Raw genomic sequence first — 19,224 nt, 5'->3', positions numbered from 1 at the left:
CATTCCACTTTATCATTTATCAAGACCAAAAAATATTTTTCTATCTATAATCAGGTTAAAGATGAGAGCAATTCGTGCTCTCATCCTCTATTTTATTTCTTATTTTAAACCTTCTAATTCTTCAACTGCTTTTTGTAATTCATCTTCTGGAAGTGGAGCGAATCCAGTTTCAGATGCTACACCAGCCGCATTTTTCATAGTATAAATTGCATAGTCTAATACTTGTGGCTTTTCTTTTGCCATGTTTACATTAAGGTAAGTAAATACTGGTCGTGTAAATGGAGCGTAATCTCCATCTTCACTGATTGTATCTGTACTTGGTTCTACAGGACCGTTACCGAAATCAATTTTTACAATTTTTACTTTTTCTTTGTTGTTTGCTGCATAACCATATCCGAAGAATGCAATTGCATTTTTATCTTTTGATACTAAATCTACTAGAGTTGAATATTCTTGTTGTAGATTTGCTTCTGCTACTAAATCTTGCTCATCTAAAATATTTTCCCAGAAGAATTCATACGTACCGTGGTTTTCGTTAGGACCATATGTTTTAATTGGTTCATTTGGAAAATCAGAACGAACATCTGACCAATTTTTCTTACCAGCACTCGCTAAGAAAATATCAATTACTTCTTGCTGTGTTAGCTCTTCTGCCCAATCGTTATCTGGGTGAACTACAAATGTTAAACCGTCAAGCGCAACTTTTAATTCTTTTACATCAATTCCAAGATCCTTAGCAGTAGCTGCTTCCTCGTCTTTGATTTGACGTGATGCGTCATTGAAATCTGTTCCGCCATCTTCAACTAAAAACTTTTTAAATCCAGCACTTGTTCCAGCGCGGCTAACTTCTACTGATACACCCTCTTGTTCATTTAACATATAATTTTCTGCCATTTTAGACATGAAAGGAAATACTGTTCCAGATCCATCAATTACTACGCTGCCTTCCAATTCTGCACTTTCTGTATCACTACCTGTTTGTGGTTCTTCACTATTTGTGTTACTTTCGTTACCGCATGCTGCTAATACAAGCAGTGCAAAAGTGATCATTGCTAAACCTAAGAACTTTAAGCGTTTCATTTCCTTTATTCCCCCTAAGAGTGAGTTTGTTTTGCCTTTGTCTTACAAGATTAGAATAATGGTATTCTATTAATCTCATATGAATTGAATGTAAATGTTTTGTAAATATAAATAAAATGATGAATACACCCTATTTTTGTCGAGGTCTATTACTAATTATTTGCATATAAAAAAGCCTAACGAGTAGTTAGACTTTACTTAAGTTTATTCAGTTTCTTCGGATTCCACTTCATCCTCAGGTGTTTCTTGATGTGTATCTGTATCTGGTGAATCCGTTATTTGTTGTGGTTGTGTTGCTCTCATTTCTTTTAGTTCAAAATATTTATCTAAAACGGCTTCCCCAACTTTAAGGTTCATGTTATGTGAAGTGTTACCATAATATGCGTATGGAATGACTACCGCAAATGCAACCTCAGGGTTGTCAAATGGAGCATAACCAACAAGTGTACTATTAACAGCTTCTATCCCATTAATAAACGATTGGGCTGTTCCTGTTTTTCCGGCAGGATTATATGATTTACCTGCAAAAACGCTGCGGGCAGTTCCATTTCCTCCTTGAAAAACTAATTTAAATCCCTGTTGGACCCGATCGAAATATTTCTGGTCGATATCGACTTTGTTTAAAACGGTAGGTTCAAACGGCTTTTGGATTGGGCCTAATTCATTTTCCTCCATTGTTGGTTGATGAATTTCTCTTACAATCTTAGGTTGCATTCTATATCCATCATTCGCAATCGTTGACACATACTGTGCTAATTGTAGGGTTGTATAGGTGTCATATTGTCCAATTGCTAAGTCCATAAGTAAACCAGAAAGACGGTCTGGCCCAGGAAAACCTATAGCTTCACCTGGTAAATCAATTCCCGTCTTCACACCTAAACCAAACTGACTGAAATAATTTCTAACAGTCCGGAAGGCATCTTCATCAATGGAAATAGGTTGACCATAAACATAATTTCCACCTGCTAAATCAAGGAACGTCTTAAACATATAGACGTTTGATGACATTTCTAGAGCTTTAAGGTCATTGGTAGGTCCTAAAGTTTTCCAGGATCCCTTTAGAGAGCCTTCTCTTCCAATTTTCATTGGTGAATCATAGTACATAGAACCAATATCAATGGTACCCGTATCATATCCTGTTAACATGGTGGCGCCTTTGACAGTGGAACCCATCTCATAAGCGGCATTCATTGTACCAAGTGCATAGTCCTGGAATTCGCCTTTTGAATATACTTTTCCAGCCATACTTAAAATTTCACCTGTATTAGGGTTCATCATGACGACAAATGCACGGTCAAGATATTGTGTATTGGCCATTTGTTTATGAGCTAGCATTTGATCCTCGAGGATTTGTTCAACTGCCTGCTGGAGCTCCATATCAATGGTAAGAACAAGATCACTCCCTCTTTGTCCTTCTGAAATCACAATTGTTTCTTGAACAGCATTACCTTTTATCACATTTTCTACCTTAGCTTTTTGTCCATGTAGTACGGATTCATATTGTGCTTCTAAATAACTTAATCCAACACGGTCATTACGGTTATACCCACGGGATAAATAATAATCAAGCTTATCACTTGGTAGACCTTCATCTGTGTTAGAGATTCTGCCAAGTATGGTTTTTAAGGTATACTCATATTTATAATCTCGAACCCAATCGGTTGTTGTATTAACACCTGGTAAACTCTCGAGGTTTTCACTGACCACCGCATATTCTTCAGGTGTAACATTTTCATTTTTAACAATTTGCGGTACAAGTGCATAGCCCTTCGTCATTTCACGGAAAATTGCCGCTACCTCTAACTCAGGCTCTGTTATCTGTTTAAGGTCTTCTTCCGTAATTCGTTCGATTTGGAGTTTATAAATGTCCTTACTCGATAAATCTCCATCTTGCTCTTTCTGTAATTCTTGTTCAGTGACCAACGCTTTAGCGTCTTCAGGATTTATTAGCATCCAGAAATCCTTTAAATCTCGTTCTGTGACTTTTTCTGTGTCCATTTCAATTAGGGTTGCAAGAGTTTCTGCCACTTTAAGCACTTCTTCTGATTTTGTCCCTCTTGCTCGTGTATAAGTGATTGCATTTAAAGCTTTATTATCTACAATAACATTTCCATTTTTGTCATAAATCTTGCCCCGTGGAACAGGCAGATTTACAATTTCGTTTTCCGTCTTTTCTACTTCCTTTTGAAATTTCTCACCGTGAACAATTTGGACAACCCCAAGTCGTAAAATAAGGGCTGAAAAAAGTAAAAAGACAGCAAAAAATAATATATTTAAACGAAAGGGAACATGTGATTTTTTCTTTTTAATCATTAACATCAACTACCTTTATATTTTGGCCTATTAGTAATTTTATCATTGTGCAGAATTCTTATGAAAGAAAAAAGACACCCAGCCAGGCTAGGTGCCTTTGTCTTCTATTGTATAAGAAACTTAAACTTTTTTCCATGATAAAAAACTGGTTTTACGCCGTAGAGCCACCTTCACCTTCAATTAGTTTCCGATTTGCAGCAGATTTTGATTGAACGGCACCAGCTGCATCGGGTGTTTGGATTCGCCTGATTGGAAAATATAAAAGTAAATGTCCAGCCCCGATAACGGCTAAGAGAATGGGAATGCTATGTTTTTCATCGAAAAATGTGACAGCAAATAGAAACAATATGATTGAGACAATCCTTCCGATATTTAAAAAGATTTCCCTAACGACCACATATTCGATTCTCATTTCTTTTGCGTTCCATCCCTTACCAATAACATCATAGGTTAAGGAATTATATGGAACCAGCAAAATCGGGTAAGCTGCTCCGATAATGACACCATATATAATCAGCCTTGTGTAGGTTACATCAAAAAGAATCGCAAATATAGCAAGATACACCATTAAGCCTCCAAAAAGAATTGCTTTTTTGCGCATTTTCTTTTTGATTAACCTCGTCGCTAGAAAATAAAACAAAAAGGATACGGCTGAATTAATTAAACCAAATTTTCCTAAGGCCAGCTCACTTCCAGTTGCAACGAATACAAAAACTGAGATAACAAACACAAATGTACCTTCACGAATTCCTTGAAAAAAGTGAGCATGTAAGATATTTTTCCAATTTGAATTCTTTTTTCGCTCTTTAAGTATTCGTCTAAAAACAAAATCCCCTTCCGCACTTCGCCTTTTTAAGAAAAAGCTAAGCACAACTGCACCGGTAAATAACCCTAAAGAAATTCCGAAAATGACGGTATAGCCTGTAAAACTCTCCATGGAAGATATGATGATACCCGCTGCAATTGGACCAATCATCCCAGCAAACGAGCCCAGCAATCCTAAAAATCCGTTAAAAAAGTCACGCGTTTCAGGCTCTGTTATTTCAAAGGTTAAGACATTAAAGGCCAGCCAATAAAAACCATAGCCAATCCCAAGTAGAGCTCCTAAAAGTAATAGATAGTGCGAGGCGTTTTCTCCAATCCATAGAACGGTGATATAAAAAATGGCTAAGAATGAAACTCCAAGCCTTAGTACGATCACTCTATCAATTTTTTTAGCCCATCTCCCAGCAAGGATAAAGGTTAATGGTTGTAAAACAACGACTGCTAAATTATATAAACCCAAATCTTTAAAATCACCTGACTGCTTCCATAAATAGACGTTTACAAACGTGTTTGATAAAGCGATACTTAGTGCATATAATCCACCAATGACAAGTAACAAAATTAAATCCCTGTGTACGGGTACATCACCGAGTACCTTATTAAAACGAAACATTGCTGACTCCCCTTTTCAATCTACACTCATTATTGTGTGATAAAAAAAAGGAGATATACAAAGAAAAACTTCAGCGACTTGCCAGCCCCGACAAGCATAAGAAAAGCAGGCGAGAAGGATGCCTTTTATCCTTCTTGACTGCTTGGCTAGACCAGAGAGGGGCCGGGCGCTGAAGCTAGACACGAAAAAAAGCCAGTGGACAAAGCCCACTGGCTTTAATCTTCATTATTTTGCTGCGTTGTAACGGTTTGCTACTTCTTCCCAATTAACTACATTAAAGAATGCAGAAATGTAATCAGGTCGACGGTTTTGGTAGTTTAGATAGTAAGCATGCTCCCAAACATCAAGACCTAGAACTGGAGTTTTACCTTCCATTAATGGAGAGTCTTGGTTTGGAGTGCTTGTTACTTCAAGCTCACCATTGTTTACAACTAACCAAGCCCAACCAGAACCGAAACGAGTTGTAGCTGCTTTTGTGAACTCATCTTTGAATGCTTCAAAGCTTCCAAATTTGCTGTTAATTGCGTCAGCTAATTCGCCAGTTGGTGCACCGCCTCCGTTTGGAGAAAGGATTGTCCAGAATAAGCTGTGGTTCGCATGTCCACCACCATTGTTTCTTACTGCTGTACGAATATCTTCTGGAACAGCGTCAAGATTTGAAACTAACTCTTCTACTGATTTACTTTCTAAATCAGCTTTGCCAGCAATTGCATTGTTTACGTTAGTAACGTATGTGTTGTGGTGCTTAGTGTGGTGAATGTTCATTGTTTCTTTGTCAATGTGTGGTTCTAATGCATCATAAGCATAAGGTAATTGTGGTAATTCGTATGCCATTGTTTTATTCCTCCTTAAAAATATATGTAATGTTGAACCTTTTGAAAACGAATACGTCTTCAGTAGCCCTCACTTGTTAGATTACCAAAATAAGTATAATCTTTCAAATAAAAAGCTTTGTTAATTAATCATACAACACCAGATTTAACGTTCCACTGGAGAATGTCTTTTATTCTCATAACACGACAAATAAAAAATAGATAATCATGATGGCTTGAATGATCCCTTTTGCAAGAACACCACTAAGAAAACCAATGAGGGAACCGATACCACTTTTAAAAGCATCCTTTAGATCCTTTTTATGCACGAGTAATTCAGCTAGAAATGCTCCAAGGAATGGACCGATAATAATGCCCACTATCGGAATCACAAAGGGACCTACAAGAAGTCCGATTGTACTTCCCCAAACAGCTGCCTTGCTTCCACCATACTTTTTTACTCCTAGTAAATTAGTTGCGTAATCTGCGCCTAATAATAGAAAGAGAAACAAACCTTCGATTATCCAGAACCATATCGTTAACGATTCAAAGCCTTGAAAGAATCCATAAATTAGAAAACCACCGGCGATAAAGAGCACACTCGGAATAATTGGATAGACAAGTCCAATAAAGGCAATTAGAAACAATAAAATAATGATCGTCCACATAAGAAATCCCATGTAATTAAAACCTCCTAGAATGTAAATCTAGCTTTCCTATTAAATTTTATCCTTTTTCTATTATTTGTAGGCATATAAAGGTAAGTCAAGCATATTCTGTATTAAATAGTCCTAGCGGAGGTTTTAATTATGAAGCGTTTTTTTGCATTCCTAGCAATTGCATTTATTTTATATATTATTTATTACGATGTGAGAGTTGGAACTCTATCAGTTGAAAAAAATGAAACAATAGAAGCTACAGAGGTCGTTGCCCAAACACCAAGCAATCCATATCAGGAAATTAAAGTAAAGGCTGGTGACACTTTATTATCCATTGTTGAAAATGTGAATGAAGGGAAGCAGATTTCTTCCATTGAATCTGTCATTAAAGACTTTGAAGAACTTAATCCTGACAGTAAGGCTGAGCTTCTCCAAATTGGAAAAAGCTATAAGTTTCCATTATATAAAAACGAGTAAGGGACTTTTCTTGTCATTTTTTCGATTCAACTGTAAAATAGGCAAGTAAATGATTCTTTAGACTAGATATTTTTCTAATAAAGGATTACTCTTAAATAAGTGATTAAATAGGTTTTAACTTTATTCTTCAAAGACTTGCAGAATAAAGTAAGCCTCCGGCGGATGCCTCAGATTTTTAAAGGAAACTTTTCGAGCATAAGATCAAAGACTAAGAACGCCACATCCTGTGGCAACGTCTTTGTGACCCACATCGTGTGGGCCTAAAAAATCTGGGCGCAAATACGCCAAGGCGTATTTGATTTAAAAGGAGCGATATTCGTGAGTGAGATCATCCATCGTACAAAAACACGTCCTGTAAAGGTTGGTAATTTAACGATTGGTGGTAATAATGAAGTCATTATTCAAAGTATGACCACTACTAAGACACATGATGTTGATGCAACTGTTGCAGAAATAAAACGCCTTGAAGAAGCAGGATGTCAAATTGTTCGTGTAGCATGTCCTGATGAGCGCGCAGCAAATGCGATTTCAGAAATCAAAAAAAGAATTTCAATTCCTCTTGTAGTTGATATACATTTCGATTATAAATTAGCCTTAAAAGCGATTGAGGGAGGGGCCGACAAAATTCGGATTAACCCTGGTAATATCGGTCGTAAAGAAAAGGTTGAGGCCGTTGTTAAAGCAGCGAAGGAAAAAGGGATTCCAATTCGTATTGGGGTAAATGCGGGATCATTAGAGAAGCGCATCCTTGATAAATATGGCTATCCTACTGCTGACGGTATGGTTGAAAGTGCATTACACCATATCAAAATTTTAGAGGACCTCGATTTCCATGACATAATCGTGTCAATGAAAGCATCTACTGTATCGCTTGCCATTGAAGCGTATGAAAAAGCGGCAAAGGCATTCGATTACCCATTACACTTAGGTATTACTGAATCTGGTACACTTTTTACTGGAACAGTTAAAAGTGCAGCTGGTTTAGGTGCTATTTTAAGTAAGGGAATTGGAAATACATTACGTATTTCACTAAGTGCAGATCCTGTTGAAGAAGTTAAGGTTGCTCGAGAATTATTAAAATCATTTGGTTTAATATCTAATGCAGCAACATTAGTTTCATGCCCAACATGTGGACGTATTGAAATCGACCTCATTAAAATCGCAAATGAGGTAGAAGAATATATTTCAACGATTAAAGCACCAATTAAGGTTTCAGTATTAGGCTGTGCGGTTAATGGTCCTGGAGAGGCAAAAGAGGCCGATATTGGTATTGCAGGAGCGAGAGGGGAAGGATTACTTTTCCGTCACGGGAAAACCGTTCGTAAAGTACCTGAGGCTACTATGGTGGAAGAATTGAAAAAAGAAATCGACAAGCTAGCTGAAGAATATTACGCAAAACAAGCTGCTGAAAAATAGAAAAGTGCAAGCGCCTTGCTCAGCCCTGACAGATAGGTTTGTGACATCGAGGGGCTAGGCGCTAAAAACTAGACACCAAAAAGTAATAATAAAAATAAGCCCGGCACACGATTGTGTCGGGCTTATTTTATTTTAATCGTTAAAAGAATGGGAGGATGAAGATGCCTACGATAATCGATACAGCACCGATCCCGATTGCCCATGCTCCTAAACCAGTTGCTCCACGTCGGCGTGCAATGAATCCAATGATAATACCTGCTGCTCCTAATAATACAGGCATTACAAATAAGGAAATAATTGATAAAGCAAGAGCTAGCCAGCCTAAACCTGCACCACCTGCTCTATCTTGCGTATTATCCCCTTCATAGTTCGCCTCACGTCTAGTGGTTCCATAATTGATTGGGGCGGCAACCTCTGCTGCCGTTTCCTCATTATAGCTTGAGTCAGCATTTGCACCTAAGTTTGGATCAACGTAATAATCAAAATCATTATTGTCCATTGAATTTTTTACGTTATTATCTTGTTCTGCCATGCTTATCCCTCGCTTTCCTTATGGGTAAGGAGCATTAATAGTATGAGTTAAGGAAGAGAGAAATATAATTGTTAATCATTTACTATAATTGCGCTTTATTTTTCAGAATTGCGCGTTAGCTAACTAGAAATGCGCGTTAGTTATCGAAATTGCGCTTTAAACTGGATAATTGCACTTTACCGTAGGAAACTTGGTATTAAGCTTGACATTCTGGACACGAACCATATATTTCAAATTTATGTCCGGTTACATCATATCCGGATAAATTATCGATGATTTTATCCATAGGGCAGGATTCAATCTCTTTGGTTTTTCCACAGTCTAGACAAATAAAGTGATGGTGATGGTGGCTCCCACCACAGGAAAAGCGGAAATGTTTTTCTCCTGAAAGCTCCGTCATTTCCAAAACGCCGAGATCCGCAAATAAAGAAAGGTTTCGGTAAATCGTGTCAAAGCTTAGTCCAGGATAGTTTTCCTTTAAGCCATCCAAAACATCCTTTGCAGTTAAATATTTATCTGATACAGAAAATAATTCAAGCATTTCTTGTCTTTTTCCAGTATGTTTAAACCCTTTTTCCTTCATTAGTTGCATCGCTTCAGATACATTCATGCTACTCTTCCTTTCCACCATTTTTTCCAGCTAATTGCACCTAAAAGTATCATGATTGCAAGGACAACGATTGTTCCTCCTGGAGCTAAATCAAGATAATAGGATAGCACTAATCCAAAAACAACAGCTAATTCACCAAATACGATTGAAAGAATAATCGTTTGTTTAAAGCCTCTTGCAATCCGAATCGCTGCCGCAACTGGTAATGTCATTAAGGACGATACTAATAAAATCCCAACAATTCTCATTGAAGCAGCAATAACTAATGCCACTGTCACAATAAAGATAAAGTGGATGGTTTTTGCATTAATTCCTGAAACTGCAGCATGTTCCTCATCAAATGATAAAAGAAATAATTCCTTATATAGAAGTAAGACAATTAAAATCACAAGCACAGAAATCCCAAGGATCGTCCATAAATCTGATTTACTAATTGCACTCACGCTTCCGAATAAATAATTAAATAAATCGGTATTAAATCCGTCTGCAAGTGAAATAAAAATAACACCTAACCCAATCCCACCAGACAAAATAATTGGAATTGCAAGCTCTTGATAATGCTTATATACCGTTCTTAAACGTTCAATAAAAAGAGAACCAACAACTGAAAATGTCATTCCCATATAAATAGGATTAATTGGCTGAGTAAGCCCTAGCTTCCTTTCAAGTAAAAGACTTGCAGCAATTCCTGCTAATGTAACATGGCTTAAGGCATCTGCAATAAGCGACAGCCGTCTTACGACAATAAAAACACCGAGCAATGGTGCAATTAACCCAATCAGCAAACCACTTAGGAATGCATTTTGTAGAAATTCATATTGAAATATGTCTGAAAGCATCGTTTCACCTTCCGTGATTATGTTCATGGGTAATTACTTGAAGTGAATGTCCATAAAATTGGGATAAATCATGGTCTTGAACATGTTCAAATTCCTCAGCACTGCCATGGAAGTGAAGGTGCTTATTTAAACATGCCACATGTGATACCTTTTCCGAAACCGTCCCTACATCATGGGTGACTAAAATCAATGTAATTCCCTTTTTCTTATTAATATCTTCAAGCATGTGGTAAAAAGTTTGAACCGTCCTAGCGTCAACCCCAACTGTCGGTTCATCAAGTATAAGAAGCTCCGGTTCACTCACAAGAGCCCTTGCGATAAAGACACGCTGCTGTTGTCCGCCGGAAAGCTCACCAATGTTTCGATATAAAAATTGTTCCATTCCAACCGATTGCAGAGCTTCTATTATTTTTTTCTTGTGCATTGCTTTGAAAAAATGAAACAAACCAAGCTTTGCTGTCAACCCACTTGAAACAACTTCAAATACGGTTGCCGGAAATCCTGAGTTAAAGCTATTTGCTTTTTGAGAGACAAATCCAATTTTTGGCCAGTCTTTAAATTTAGAAATGGGTGTTCCAAATAATTCAATCGACCCTTTTTGAAGATTGACAAGCCCGAGGATACTTTTTAACAGGGTTGTTTTACCGGACCCATTAGGTCCAACTATCGCTAAGAAGGAGCCTTGGGGGACAACTAAATTAATGTTTTCTAAGACGGTTTGTTCATCATATCTAAAGAAAAGATCCTTTATCGTCAATACCGAATTTGACTGTGTCAAGTTATCACCTTACTTATTAGTTTATTCTTATGTCTTATTAAGAATCATTACGATTTATACTTTATGAAGTATACAGGATGAATTTTATAAAGTAAAGTTAATTGATAACCAAAAAAGATTAACCCTTTTTGAAAAAATCTGTTTTGTAGAACAGAACCTTTTGAAAAAGAGTTAATCACTTGTTAGTGAACAGCAGATTTAAAGCGGCCCCCTCTTACCTCATGAGTATCCATAATTGTTACGAAGGCAGTTGGATCAATTTCTTGAATGATACTTTTCAATTTCGTTACTTCAAGTCTTGTGACAACCACATAAACAACTTCCTTTTCTTCGTCCGTATATCCGCCTCTACCTTTTAGCTTTGTTGTTCCACGACCAAGGCGATGTAGGATGGCATCTGAGACCTCATTAAATTGCTCAGAAACGATAATGGCAGCCTTCGTTTCATCTAGCCCTTCTACCACTGTATCAATTGTTTTAAACGCAATGTAATAGGCTAAAACAGAATACATCGCAGATTCAAGACCAAAAACAAAGCCTGCCATTGCAAAAATAAAGATATTAATAAACATGACAAATTCTCCAACAGAGAACGGCAGTTTTTTGGTTAAAATAATCGATAAGATTTCAGTTCCGTCCATTGATCCGCCATTACGTATGACAAGTCCAACTCCTGAACCAAGAAGAAGGCCTCCAAATACTGCAGCGAGGATTGGTTCAATATCAAAGGGCTGTATATAGTGAAGTAAGGTTTCAATGATAGCTAATACTACAATCCCTAGGATGCTTGACCACATAAAGGTTTTACCGATTTGTTTATACCCGGAATACATAAACGGTAGGTTAAACAAAACAACAAGAAAACCAAATGTGATATAGCTCGGTGTTAAATAATCCACAATCAACGAAATACCAATGATTCCACCGTCAATAATTTTATTGGGAATTAAGAATAGTTCAATCGAAGTCGCCGCAAAGGCCGCACCAATTATAATCATAAACATGCGAAAGATGATATGTGAAACGCTTTCCTTTTTATGCTCTCTGTTCATCTCATCACTCCAATTCGAAAAAGTATTGTTATCTTAATTTCTTTTATGCACACACCGTTTCGTGTTGAAATAGACTAACGTGAGGAAGGTGAAGAGTGTAAATATGAATATCTATCAGCAAATCATTAACCAAAAATTAAAAACCCTAACACCAGAGGATTTAATGAAATATGGGAAACAATATGATATATATGTATCCAAGGCTCAAGCATCAAATGTGTTAAAATTGATTCGAAAAAAGAAAAATATAAATATTTTTAATCCCGATGAAAAAAATCAATTATTAAAAGAAATTGCCCAGATAACGAGTCCTGATGTTGCTAGAAAGCTAAACCAATTGTTCATCAAATTTACAAGTTGAAAAAAGCTGTCACCACTAGACAGCTTTTTTCAATATTATTGATTCATAATTTTCTCTAATAAGTTATCATCAAATGTTTCCTTTTGAATCATCTCAATTTCAAACTTATATGGAGCTTTTTTATTGTTTTTGTCTTCACCTACATAAGGTGTTTCAAGAATTTTAGGGACATTTTCAAGGGATGGATGATGGACAATATAATTAATTGCCTTAAATCCAATTTTCCCAAATCCAATATTTTCATGACGGTCTTTTCCTGCGCCTTTTTCATTTTTACTATCATTAATATGAAGGACCTTAATCCGGTCAATGCCAATTAATTTATCGAATTGGTCTAGTACCCCATCAAAATCATTCACAATATCATAACCAGCATCATGGGTATGACATGTATCGAAGCATACAGATAGCCTGTCATTATGTGTGACACCATCAATAATCTGTGCAAGTTCTTCAAAGGACCTTCCACATTCAGACCCTTTTCCAGCCATTGTTTCTAATGCTATTTGTACTTTTTGGTCCTTTATCAGAACCTCATTTAATCCCTCGATGATCTTCTTGATTCCTGCTTCAGCGCCAGCACCTACATGTGCACCTGGATGAAGGACAATTTGATTTGCTCCGAGCGCTTCTGTTCTCTCAATTTCTGAACGTAAGAAATTTACACCCAATTCAAAGGTAGCTGGATTAGAAGTGTTTCCAATATTAATTATATATGGAGCATGAACTACAATTTCATTAATCCCATTTTCCTTCATATGGGCTTGTCCAGCCTCTATATTTAAGTCTTCAATTTTTTTACGTCTCGTATTTTGTGGTGCACCTGTATAAATCATGAATGTATTCGCACTATATGACACTGCTTCTTCACTTGCTGCAAGAAGCATCTTTTTACCACTCATTGAAACATGTGAGCCTATCTTTAGCATATGTTACACTCCAATCTCCCTAAAACAATTCATACAACCATTTTACCATATTTATTACTTATTTTCTCTTCAAACGTCTTTGGCGCTTTTTAAAATCTTCTATTTCTTTGTTCATTTTTTTCTTATAGCCAGGCTTCACCTTTTTAGGCTTTTTTACCTTATTTTTGGCAAGTTCATTAATTTCATCTACTTGTTTTTTGCGAGCCTTTCGTTTGTTTCTCTCGCCAATCTGTACCCATTCGTCATTTTCAAGGTCCATATTCACAAATGAAATACCCATTTTTTCAAGCTTTACAATTGCATCTTCATCAGAAAGATCATAAATGGTTGCAGCAATTCCAGAATACCCCGCTCTAGCTGTTCTACCAACTCGATGAATGTAAAAATCAAGATCACTAGGCAGCTCATAGTTGATAACATGGCTAACACCTTCAATATCAATCCCTCTTGCCGCTAAATCTGTTGCAACAACATATTGAAACTCAAGTGAATTGATTTGCTTCATGACTTTTTTGCGTTCACGTGGTGGAAGGTCCCCGTGGATTCTTCCCACCTTTAACCCTTTTTCAATTAGGCCATCAGCTACTTCATCAGCCATTTTTTTTGTGTTTGTAAAAATAATCGCCAAATATGGGTTATACGCCTCCAAAATCGACTTTAGTAGAGCTTGCTTATTTCGATGGCGCAGTGGAACAAGAATATGTTCAACCTTTGCTGCTGTAGCCTGCTCTGGTGCAACATGGGTATAACGAGGGTTTTCCATATATTTTTTTAAAAAGGGCTTTAATTTTTCAGGTATCGTTGCTGAAAACACCAAAATTTGAAGGTCTTCCGGCATTCTGGCTGCAATTTGATCAACATCTTCAATAAAGCCCATATCAAGCATTAGGTCAGCCTCATCAACGACGATTTGATTGGCCGTGTATACCTGAAGAGCTTGCTCCTTAACTAAATCATGAATCCTTCCTGGAGTACCGACAACAATATGTGGCTGTGTTTTTAGTTTTTCAATAGTACGGACCTTATCAGTACCGCCCACAAATAATTTTGCTGTGATCGGATTCTCGTCACTAAATTTAGTGATTTTGCCAATCTCTTGATGAATTTGAGTCGCTAGCTCTCTTGTTGGTGCTGTGATAACCGCTTGTACCTCTTGTTTCTTGGCGTCAATCTTGTTAATAATTGGTAACAGGTAAGCATGAGTTTTACCTGTTCCTGTTTGTGATTGGCCAATGGCACTTTCACCACGCTGTATGCTTGGTATTAATCGTTCTTGAATTTCAGTTGGCTTTGTAAATTTAATCTCCTTTAATGCCTCAAGTAAAAATGGTTGAAATTGAAATTTTTCAAAATCTTGTACTGTCATTACGATCCCTCATTTATATAAATATGAATTTTGTATGTAAGGTTTAATTTCACTTCTTTGTATCATCATAACCTAACAATTTATTATATAGGAAAGCATGAAAAAACACCAATCGAGCCCAATTGAGTGATTTACTTAAACATTCATTTACCTAATCGCATATCCTAAAAACAGGGTATTATCACTATATTTATTCTTCCACTAATCAAGGCAATGTGAAAGGAGGATAAGAAAATGTTTTATCCACGACAACCATTGAACCAAATGAGACCCATGAGGCAGATGAGACCACCATCTATGTTTCCACAGCAATATGGTTTTCGACCACCTGGAATGTTCGGTGGTATGCAAGGTATACAAGGACAAGGAAGATCCGGCATAGGCGGTCTTCTCAAGAAATTAATCCCTGGAATGGGGAAGCGGAATCCGATGCAAGGTATGGGAGGAATGCCTGGCTTCTTTAATCCTTCCCAAGGAATGAACCCAAGTACCCTTCAGAGTTTAGCAAATCCTTCGAACCTAAGTGCAATGATGGGAAATGTACAAAAAACTTTAAAAATGGCAGAATCCGTCGTTCCAATGGTTCAACAATATGGTCCATTAATGAAAAATATTCCAGCCATGATTAGAATGTACAGTGCCATTAAAAATGCAGGAAATGAAGCGGAAGAAGATAATGAAACAATTTCACTTTCCGATGTAACTTCTAACAGTGACGACTTACCGAATGAAGAAGAAAAACCAAAAGCAACGGGCACTGGAAAATCAGTACCAAAGCTTTACATTTAAAAGACTTTGTATTATCCTCCATACTCAGATATAATAAATACGAGATTACGAGAGTACCAGTTATTATGGTATAAGGGAATAAGCTATCCGATTTATTATTCTTTAGGAGGAGAAGTGAATGGAAGTAATCAAAATTGCACCGCGTGGTTATTGCTACGGTGTAGTGGATGCGATGGTTATTGCGAAAAACGCCGCTTTAGATAAAACATTACCTAGACCCATTTATATATTAGGAATGATTGTTCATAATAAACACGTTACCGATGCATTTGAAGAAGAGGGCATTATTACACTTGATGGACCGAATCGTTTAGATATTCTAAATCAAGTTAAAGAAGGTACTGTCATTTTCACAGCTCATGGTGTATCACCTGAGGTGAAACGACTAGCGAAGGAAAGAGGTCTTGTTACACTAGATGCGACATGCCCTGACGTTACTAGAACACATGATTTAATCAAGGAAAAATCAGCTGAAGGCTACCACATTATTTATATTGGAAAAAAAGGTCATCCGGAGCCAGAAGGAGCAATTGGTGAAGCACCTGGTTTCGTTCATCTTGTTCAAACAGTTGAAGATGTTGAAAAGCTTGAGCTAAGTAGTGAAAAGCTTGTTGTAACCAACCAAACAACGATGAGCCAATGGGATGTTCTCGATGTTATGGAAAAAGTACAGGAAAAATTCCCGCATACTGAAGTCCATAATGAAATTTGTCTAGCTACACAGGTTCGTCAAGAGGCGGTGGCAGAACAAGCAGGGGTGGCAGACTTAACACTCGTAGTTGGGGACCCGATGAGCAATAACTCAAACCGTCTTGCACAGGTTTCTGAGGAAATTGCAGGTACTACAGCTTATCGTGTAGCAGATGTAAGTGACATCCAGCTAAAATGGCTTGAAGGAGTAGAGAAAGTAGCTGTAACAGCAGGTGCTTCCACTCCAACACCGATTACTAAAGAAGTGATTAACTTCTTAGAACAATATGACCCAGAAGATAAAGAAACTTGGGAACGTGTTCGAAAAGTTCCACTTCATAAAGTGCTACCAAAGGTGAAAGTTCCTAAAAAATAAGCGAAAGGTACTCCAGTCGGAGTACCTTTTTTATTTTATAGAAATTTAAAGGGATCGGTATTTAGTTCTGATGTGATTACTGAAACCTCGAATTTCTTTTCTTTAAAACGATCGGTTAAGACGTTTGCTACCCCTTTTTTCATGACCTTTTCAATATTATGACCAGGGTCCACAATATTAAGGCCCATCATCATCGCATCATGAGCGACATGGTAATACATATCACCTGTTACATAAACGTCTGCCCCAGCTCGTTTGGCCTGTGAAATATATTTATTGCCATCTCCACCAAGGACGGCAACCTTTTTTATTTTATCTGAAAGAGAACCAACGACACGTATACCATCAACCTCTAATCTATCCTTTACATGCTCCGCAAATTGCTCAAGCGTCATCTCATTTTCAAGATAGCCAACTCGCCCCAGGCCAAGTACATTCCCTTCATTTTCAAGAGGATAAATATCATAGGCAACCTCTTCATATGGATGTGCTTTTAGCATGGCCGTAACAACCTTTTTCTGGAGACCGCTAGGAAAAACAGTTTCAATTTTGATTTCATTCACTTCTTCTAATTTTCCTATTTCCCCGATATGAGGGGTTGTTCCTTCATGTGGCAAAAAGGTTCCGGTACCTTGGGAATTAAACGTGCAATGACTGTAATTTCCAATAAAACCAGCACCGGCCGTTCCTAATGCCATCCTAACTTCTTCTGCAGATTCCCTTGGAACATAGACAGCTAGTTTTTTTAGTTTTTCCTCGTAGGTTGGTGCGAGCAATTCAGTATTTGTTAACTCTAATGCATTCGCTAATAAATCATTGACCCCACCGATTGCCACATCGAGATTCGTATGCGCTGCATAGACCGCAATCTTATGCAAAATGCATTTTTCAATGATTCTTCCCGTAGGCGTATCTGTTTGAACAGCTTTTAACGGGCGGAAAATCGGAGGATGATGAGCGATAATTAAATCGATATCCTTTGAAATAGCTTCATTTACAACGTCCTCTATGACATCAAGTACTATCATAATTTTTTTAACGGGTTTGTTTAATGTTCCAATTTGTAGGCCAATTTTTTCCCGGTCACCTTCAACAGCTAAATATTTGGGGGAAAATTGCTCAAATACTTCGATGACTTCAAATCCGTTAGGTATTTTGCTCATTTTAACGCCTCCTTAACAATCTCGATTTTTTGCTCAAGCTCTTCTTTTCGCAAACGGTTTTCAGGAGTTTCCCCTGCAGGCTTAAGCTGTTCTAAGATTCTCTCCCAGTGCTTTAGCTCGTGGGTCCATTTTTTGATGAAGATGGGATTTTTTTCTTTTAGTAAATATGGACCAAGTAATAGTTCTTGTTCCTTATTTTTATATGGTTTTCGTGGATTTCCTTTTTCGGCAACTAATACTTCATAAATTTTTCTGTCTTCTTCCAAAATTTCTTCAGCGATTAGCTCCCAATCATTTTCAATCAGCCAATCCCTAATTGTAGAAGCTCCGATATTCGGTTGAAGGATAAGCCGTTCCACGCCAAGTAATTTGCTCTTGCCCTGGTCAAGAATGGAGCGAATCAGTGAACCACCCATTCCAGCAATGGTGATACATGTTACTTCATTGGGTTGAATGACTTCTAGTCCATTCCCTTTTCGAGCCTCTAAAGCAAGATCAAGTTGATTTTTAGAGATTTGCTTTTTTGCTGATTGAAATGGGCCTTCTGCGACTTCTCCAGCGATTCCTTGTGAAATCATACCATTAAGATATGCATAGCATGGTAGATAGGCATGGTCAGAGCCGATGTCTGCTAAAATAGCCCCTTTCGGTATGTATGACGCGACTGTTTCGAGCCGCATTGATAGCTTTTCTTCATTCATATAATAACACCACATTTTTTATAAATTAGGTTTCATTATACAGGATTTATAGGTAAACTTCCATCCAGTGTGATGAATGCAGAAAAAAACCCCTTACATTAAATGCAAAGGGTTTTAATCTATTATTATTTTTGTTCTACTAACCAATTTGCTATTTCTTGTACTTGTGCAGGGTCCTTAACTAAGCCACCTGGCATTGCACCTTTACCATTTGTGATTACATCTTGAATTTCTTCAACAGATAAATCAAGACCTTTCAATGCAGGTGCAGTACCTTGACCAGCTAAATCCTGACCATGGCATGCCGCACATGTACTTTTGACAATTTCTTCTGGGGAAGCAGTAGCTGTTTCAGGAGCCTCTTCACCTTTGTTTGCCATTTCGTCCATGTTACCTAATCCAACAAAGCCTAATAGGAACATAAGTCCAATACCAAAAACTGCAATTAAAGCAAATGGTATTAATGGATTCTTTTTCATTTTCTGACCTCCCTTACCTTATGTACATCTTTGAAAGAAGTTATTATATATATTCTATACAAACACTCTCTATTTTACTTGAAATTTGATAGAAGTGAAAGTCCTAATTATACAAAGAACCCTATTAACATATTATTGCAAAATTATTTTACACAGAAATGTCACAAATTTGTCAAAAGTATTCAAATCAAATACGCCTTGGTGTATTTGCCGCCCGATTTTTAGGCCCACAGGAAGTGGCGCTTTTCGTCTTTAATCTTACCTGCTCGAAAAATTTCCTTTGAAAAATCGTGGCATCCGCCGGAGGCTTTAACTTTATTCAGCATTCCATGAATAAAGGAAAACTCCTTTACCAAATGGAAAG

General features: G+C 37.2%; 20 protein-coding genes. 5 read left to right on the top strand and 15 right to left on the bottom strand.

Going from position 1 to position 19,224, the window contains the following annotated elements; translation table 11 throughout:
- Positions 1-99: 99 nt before the first annotated feature.
- From V7112_RS12155 to V7112_RS12135, 5 genes are all read right to left on the bottom strand, one after another.
- The gene (locus V7112_RS12155) at positions 100-1,080 is read right to left on the bottom strand and encodes a PstS family phosphate ABC transporter substrate-binding protein (RefSeq protein WP_335419740.1); all 981 of its coding nucleotides are present in this window, start codon (positions 1,078-1,080) and stop codon (positions 100-102) included.
- A gap of 204 nt (positions 1,081-1,284) precedes the next feature.
- A complete protein-coding gene (locus V7112_RS12150) occupies positions 1,285-3,399 on the bottom strand; it encodes a peptidoglycan D,D-transpeptidase FtsI family protein (protein ID WP_438823886.1) in 2,115 nt (704 codons plus the stop codon).
- A 145-nt stretch (positions 3,400-3,544) separates the two neighbouring features.
- Entirely contained in the window at positions 3,545-4,831 is a 1,287-nt protein-coding gene (locus V7112_RS12145; protein ID WP_335419735.1) for an MFS transporter, read from the bottom strand.
- A 225-nt stretch (positions 4,832-5,056) separates the two neighbouring features.
- Positions 5,057-5,665: a superoxide dismutase SodA gene (gene sodA / locus V7112_RS12140; protein WP_335419732.1), complete on the bottom strand. Its 609-nt coding sequence runs from the start codon at positions 5,663-5,665 to the stop codon at positions 5,057-5,059.
- A 175-nt stretch (positions 5,666-5,840) separates the two neighbouring features.
- Positions 5,841-6,323 carry a DUF456 domain-containing protein gene (locus tag V7112_RS12135; protein ID WP_335419728.1) on the bottom strand — a complete coding sequence of 161 codons (483 nt, stop codon included), beginning with the start codon at positions 6,321-6,323 and terminating at the stop codon, positions 5,841-5,843.
- A 129-nt stretch (positions 6,324-6,452) separates the two neighbouring features.
- Here V7112_RS12135 and V7112_RS12130 point away from each other — a divergent pair, with 129 nt between their 5' ends.
- Positions 6,453-6,779: a hypothetical protein gene (locus V7112_RS12130; RefSeq protein WP_335419726.1), complete on the top strand. Its 327-nt coding sequence runs from the start codon at positions 6,453-6,455 to the stop codon at positions 6,777-6,779.
- 312 nt (positions 6,780-7,091) lie between these two features.
- Positions 7,092-8,195, top strand: a complete 1,104-nt coding sequence (ispG, locus tag V7112_RS12125; protein ID WP_335419880.1) for a flavodoxin-dependent (E)-4-hydroxy-3-methylbut-2-enyl-diphosphate synthase — start codon at positions 7,092-7,094, stop codon at positions 8,193-8,195.
- Positions 8,196-8,334: 139 nt separating this feature from the next.
- On the opposite strand, the gene V7112_RS12120 is transcribed toward ispG, so the two are convergent.
- From V7112_RS12120 to V7112_RS12100, 5 genes are all read right to left on the bottom strand, one after another.
- Complete coding sequence (locus tag V7112_RS12120) at positions 8,335-8,727, bottom strand: DUF4190 domain-containing protein (protein ID WP_335419723.1); 393 nt, start codon at positions 8,725-8,727, stop codon at positions 8,335-8,337.
- A gap of 196 nt (positions 8,728-8,923) precedes the next feature.
- Positions 8,924-9,337, bottom strand: a complete 414-nt coding sequence (locus V7112_RS12115; RefSeq protein ID WP_335419721.1) for a Fur family transcriptional regulator — start codon at positions 9,335-9,337, stop codon at positions 8,924-8,926.
- Complete coding sequence (locus tag V7112_RS12110) at positions 9,334-10,176, bottom strand: metal ABC transporter permease (protein ID WP_335419718.1); 843 nt, start codon at positions 10,174-10,176, stop codon at positions 9,334-9,336. The genes V7112_RS12115 and V7112_RS12110 overlap by 4 nt, the downstream gene beginning before the upstream one ends.
- Before the next feature lie 4 nt (positions 10,177-10,180).
- Positions 10,181-10,954: a metal ABC transporter ATP-binding protein gene (locus V7112_RS12105; RefSeq protein WP_335419716.1), complete on the bottom strand. Its 774-nt coding sequence runs from the start codon at positions 10,952-10,954 to the stop codon at positions 10,181-10,183.
- 182 nt (positions 10,955-11,136) lie between these two features.
- Positions 11,137-12,006 (bottom strand): YitT family protein, encoded by an 870-nt coding sequence (locus V7112_RS12100; protein WP_335419713.1) that lies wholly within the window; start codon positions 12,004-12,006, stop codon positions 11,137-11,139.
- 103 nt (positions 12,007-12,109) lie between these two features.
- Here V7112_RS12100 and V7112_RS12095 point away from each other — a divergent pair, with 103 nt between their 5' ends.
- A complete protein-coding gene (locus tag V7112_RS12095) occupies positions 12,110-12,367 on the top strand; it encodes a DUF2624 domain-containing protein (RefSeq protein ID WP_335419711.1) in 258 nt (85 codons plus the stop codon).
- A gap of 35 nt (positions 12,368-12,402) precedes the next feature.
- Here the strand turns inward: V7112_RS12095 and V7112_RS12090 are convergent, their stop codons facing one another.
- Together V7112_RS12090 and V7112_RS12085 are read right to left on the bottom strand one after the other, a co-directional pair.
- Complete coding sequence (locus tag V7112_RS12090; protein WP_335419708.1) at positions 12,403-13,296, bottom strand: deoxyribonuclease IV; 894 nt, start codon at positions 13,294-13,296, stop codon at positions 12,403-12,405.
- Between the two features lie 58 nt (positions 13,297-13,354).
- On the bottom strand, positions 13,355-14,662 hold the full coding sequence (locus tag V7112_RS12085) for a DEAD/DEAH box helicase (RefSeq protein WP_335419706.1): 1,308 nt from the start codon (positions 14,660-14,662) through the stop codon (positions 13,355-13,357).
- Between the two features lie 234 nt (positions 14,663-14,896).
- Here V7112_RS12085 and vrrA point away from each other — a divergent pair, with 234 nt between their 5' ends.
- Complete coding sequence (gene vrrA, locus V7112_RS12080) at positions 14,897-15,451, top strand: VrrA/YqfQ family protein (RefSeq protein WP_335419703.1); 555 nt, start codon at positions 14,897-14,899, stop codon at positions 15,449-15,451.
- A gap of 118 nt (positions 15,452-15,569) precedes the next feature.
- Positions 15,570-16,517 (top strand): 4-hydroxy-3-methylbut-2-enyl diphosphate reductase, encoded by a 948-nt coding sequence (locus V7112_RS12075; protein ID WP_335419698.1) that lies wholly within the window; start codon positions 15,570-15,572, stop codon positions 16,515-16,517.
- Between the two features lie 35 nt (positions 16,518-16,552).
- On the opposite strand, the gene V7112_RS12070 is transcribed toward V7112_RS12075, so the two are convergent.
- The 3 genes from V7112_RS12070 to cccA form a co-directional block, all read right to left on the bottom strand.
- A complete protein-coding gene (locus V7112_RS12070; RefSeq protein WP_335419695.1) occupies positions 16,553-17,680 on the bottom strand; it encodes a Nif3-like dinuclear metal center hexameric protein in 1,128 nt (375 codons plus the stop codon).
- The gene (locus V7112_RS12065; protein WP_335419692.1) at positions 17,677-18,381 is read right to left on the bottom strand and encodes a tRNA (adenine(22)-N(1))-methyltransferase; all 705 of its coding nucleotides are present in this window, start codon (positions 18,379-18,381) and stop codon (positions 17,677-17,679) included. The genes V7112_RS12070 and V7112_RS12065 overlap by 4 nt, the downstream gene beginning before the upstream one ends.
- A 125-nt stretch (positions 18,382-18,506) precedes the next feature.
- On the bottom strand, positions 18,507-18,860 hold the full coding sequence (gene cccA / locus V7112_RS12060; RefSeq protein WP_335419689.1) for a cytochrome c550: 354 nt from the start codon (positions 18,858-18,860) through the stop codon (positions 18,507-18,509).
- Positions 18,861-19,224 lie beyond the last annotated feature (364 nt).

The sequence above is a fragment of the Bacillus sp. JJ1566 genome (assembly GCF_036962685.1).
Taxonomy (GTDB): domain Bacteria; phylum Bacillota; class Bacilli; order Bacillales; family Bacillaceae_L; genus Ferdinandcohnia.
This window is presented reverse-complemented; position numbering and strand designations above follow the sequence as displayed.

Bases quoted from the DNA above. Each gene is read 5' to 3' on its own strand.
- V7112_RS12110 (WP_335419718.1), bottom strand. From the start codon at position 10,176: ATGCTTTCAGACATATTTCAATATGAATTTCTACAAAATGCATTCCTA.
- V7112_RS12135 (WP_335419728.1), bottom strand. From the start codon at position 6,323: ATGGGATTTCTTATGTGGACGATCATTATTTTATTGTTTCTAATTGCC.
- V7112_RS12145 (WP_335419735.1), bottom strand. From the start codon at position 4,831: ATGTTTCGTTTTAATAAGGTACTCGGTGATGTACCCGTACACAGGGAT.
- cccA (WP_335419689.1), bottom strand. From the start codon at position 18,860: ATGAAAAAGAATCCATTAATACCATTTGCTTTAATTGCAGTTTTTGGT.
- V7112_RS12065 (WP_335419692.1), bottom strand. From the start codon at position 18,381: ATGAATGAAGAAAAGCTATCAATGCGGCTCGAAACAGTCGCGTCATAC.
- V7112_RS12100 (WP_335419713.1), bottom strand. From the start codon at position 12,006: ATGAACAGAGAGCATAAAAAGGAAAGCGTTTCACATATCATCTTTCGC.
- V7112_RS12155 (WP_335419740.1), bottom strand. From the start codon at position 1,080: ATGAAACGCTTAAAGTTCTTAGGTTTAGCAATGATCACTTTTGCACTG.
- V7112_RS12085 (WP_335419706.1), bottom strand. From the start codon at position 14,662: ATGACAGTACAAGATTTTGAAAAATTTCAATTTCAACCATTTTTACTT.
- V7112_RS12150 (WP_438823886.1), bottom strand. From the start codon at position 3,399: ATGTTAATGATTAAAAAGAAAAAATCACATGTTCCCTTTCGTTTAAAT.
- V7112_RS12095 (WP_335419711.1), top strand. From the start codon at position 12,110: ATGAATATCTATCAGCAAATCATTAACCAAAAATTAAAAACCCTAACA.
- vrrA (WP_335419703.1), top strand. From the start codon at position 14,897: ATGTTTTATCCACGACAACCATTGAACCAAATGAGACCCATGAGGCAG.
- V7112_RS12120 (WP_335419723.1), bottom strand. From the start codon at position 8,727: ATGGCAGAACAAGATAATAACGTAAAAAATTCAATGGACAATAATGAT.
- V7112_RS12075 (WP_335419698.1), top strand. From the start codon at position 15,570: ATGGAAGTAATCAAAATTGCACCGCGTGGTTATTGCTACGGTGTAGTG.
- sodA (WP_335419732.1), bottom strand. From the start codon at position 5,665: ATGGCATACGAATTACCACAATTACCTTATGCTTATGATGCATTAGAA.
- V7112_RS12130 (WP_335419726.1), top strand. From the start codon at position 6,453: ATGAAGCGTTTTTTTGCATTCCTAGCAATTGCATTTATTTTATATATT.
- V7112_RS12070 (WP_335419695.1), bottom strand. From the start codon at position 17,680: ATGAGCAAAATACCTAACGGATTTGAAGTCATCGAAGTATTTGAGCAA.
- V7112_RS12090 (WP_335419708.1), bottom strand. From the start codon at position 13,296: ATGCTAAAGATAGGCTCACATGTTTCAATGAGTGGTAAAAAGATGCTT.
- V7112_RS12115 (WP_335419721.1), bottom strand. From the start codon at position 9,337: ATGAATGTATCTGAAGCGATGCAACTAATGAAGGAAAAAGGGTTTAAA.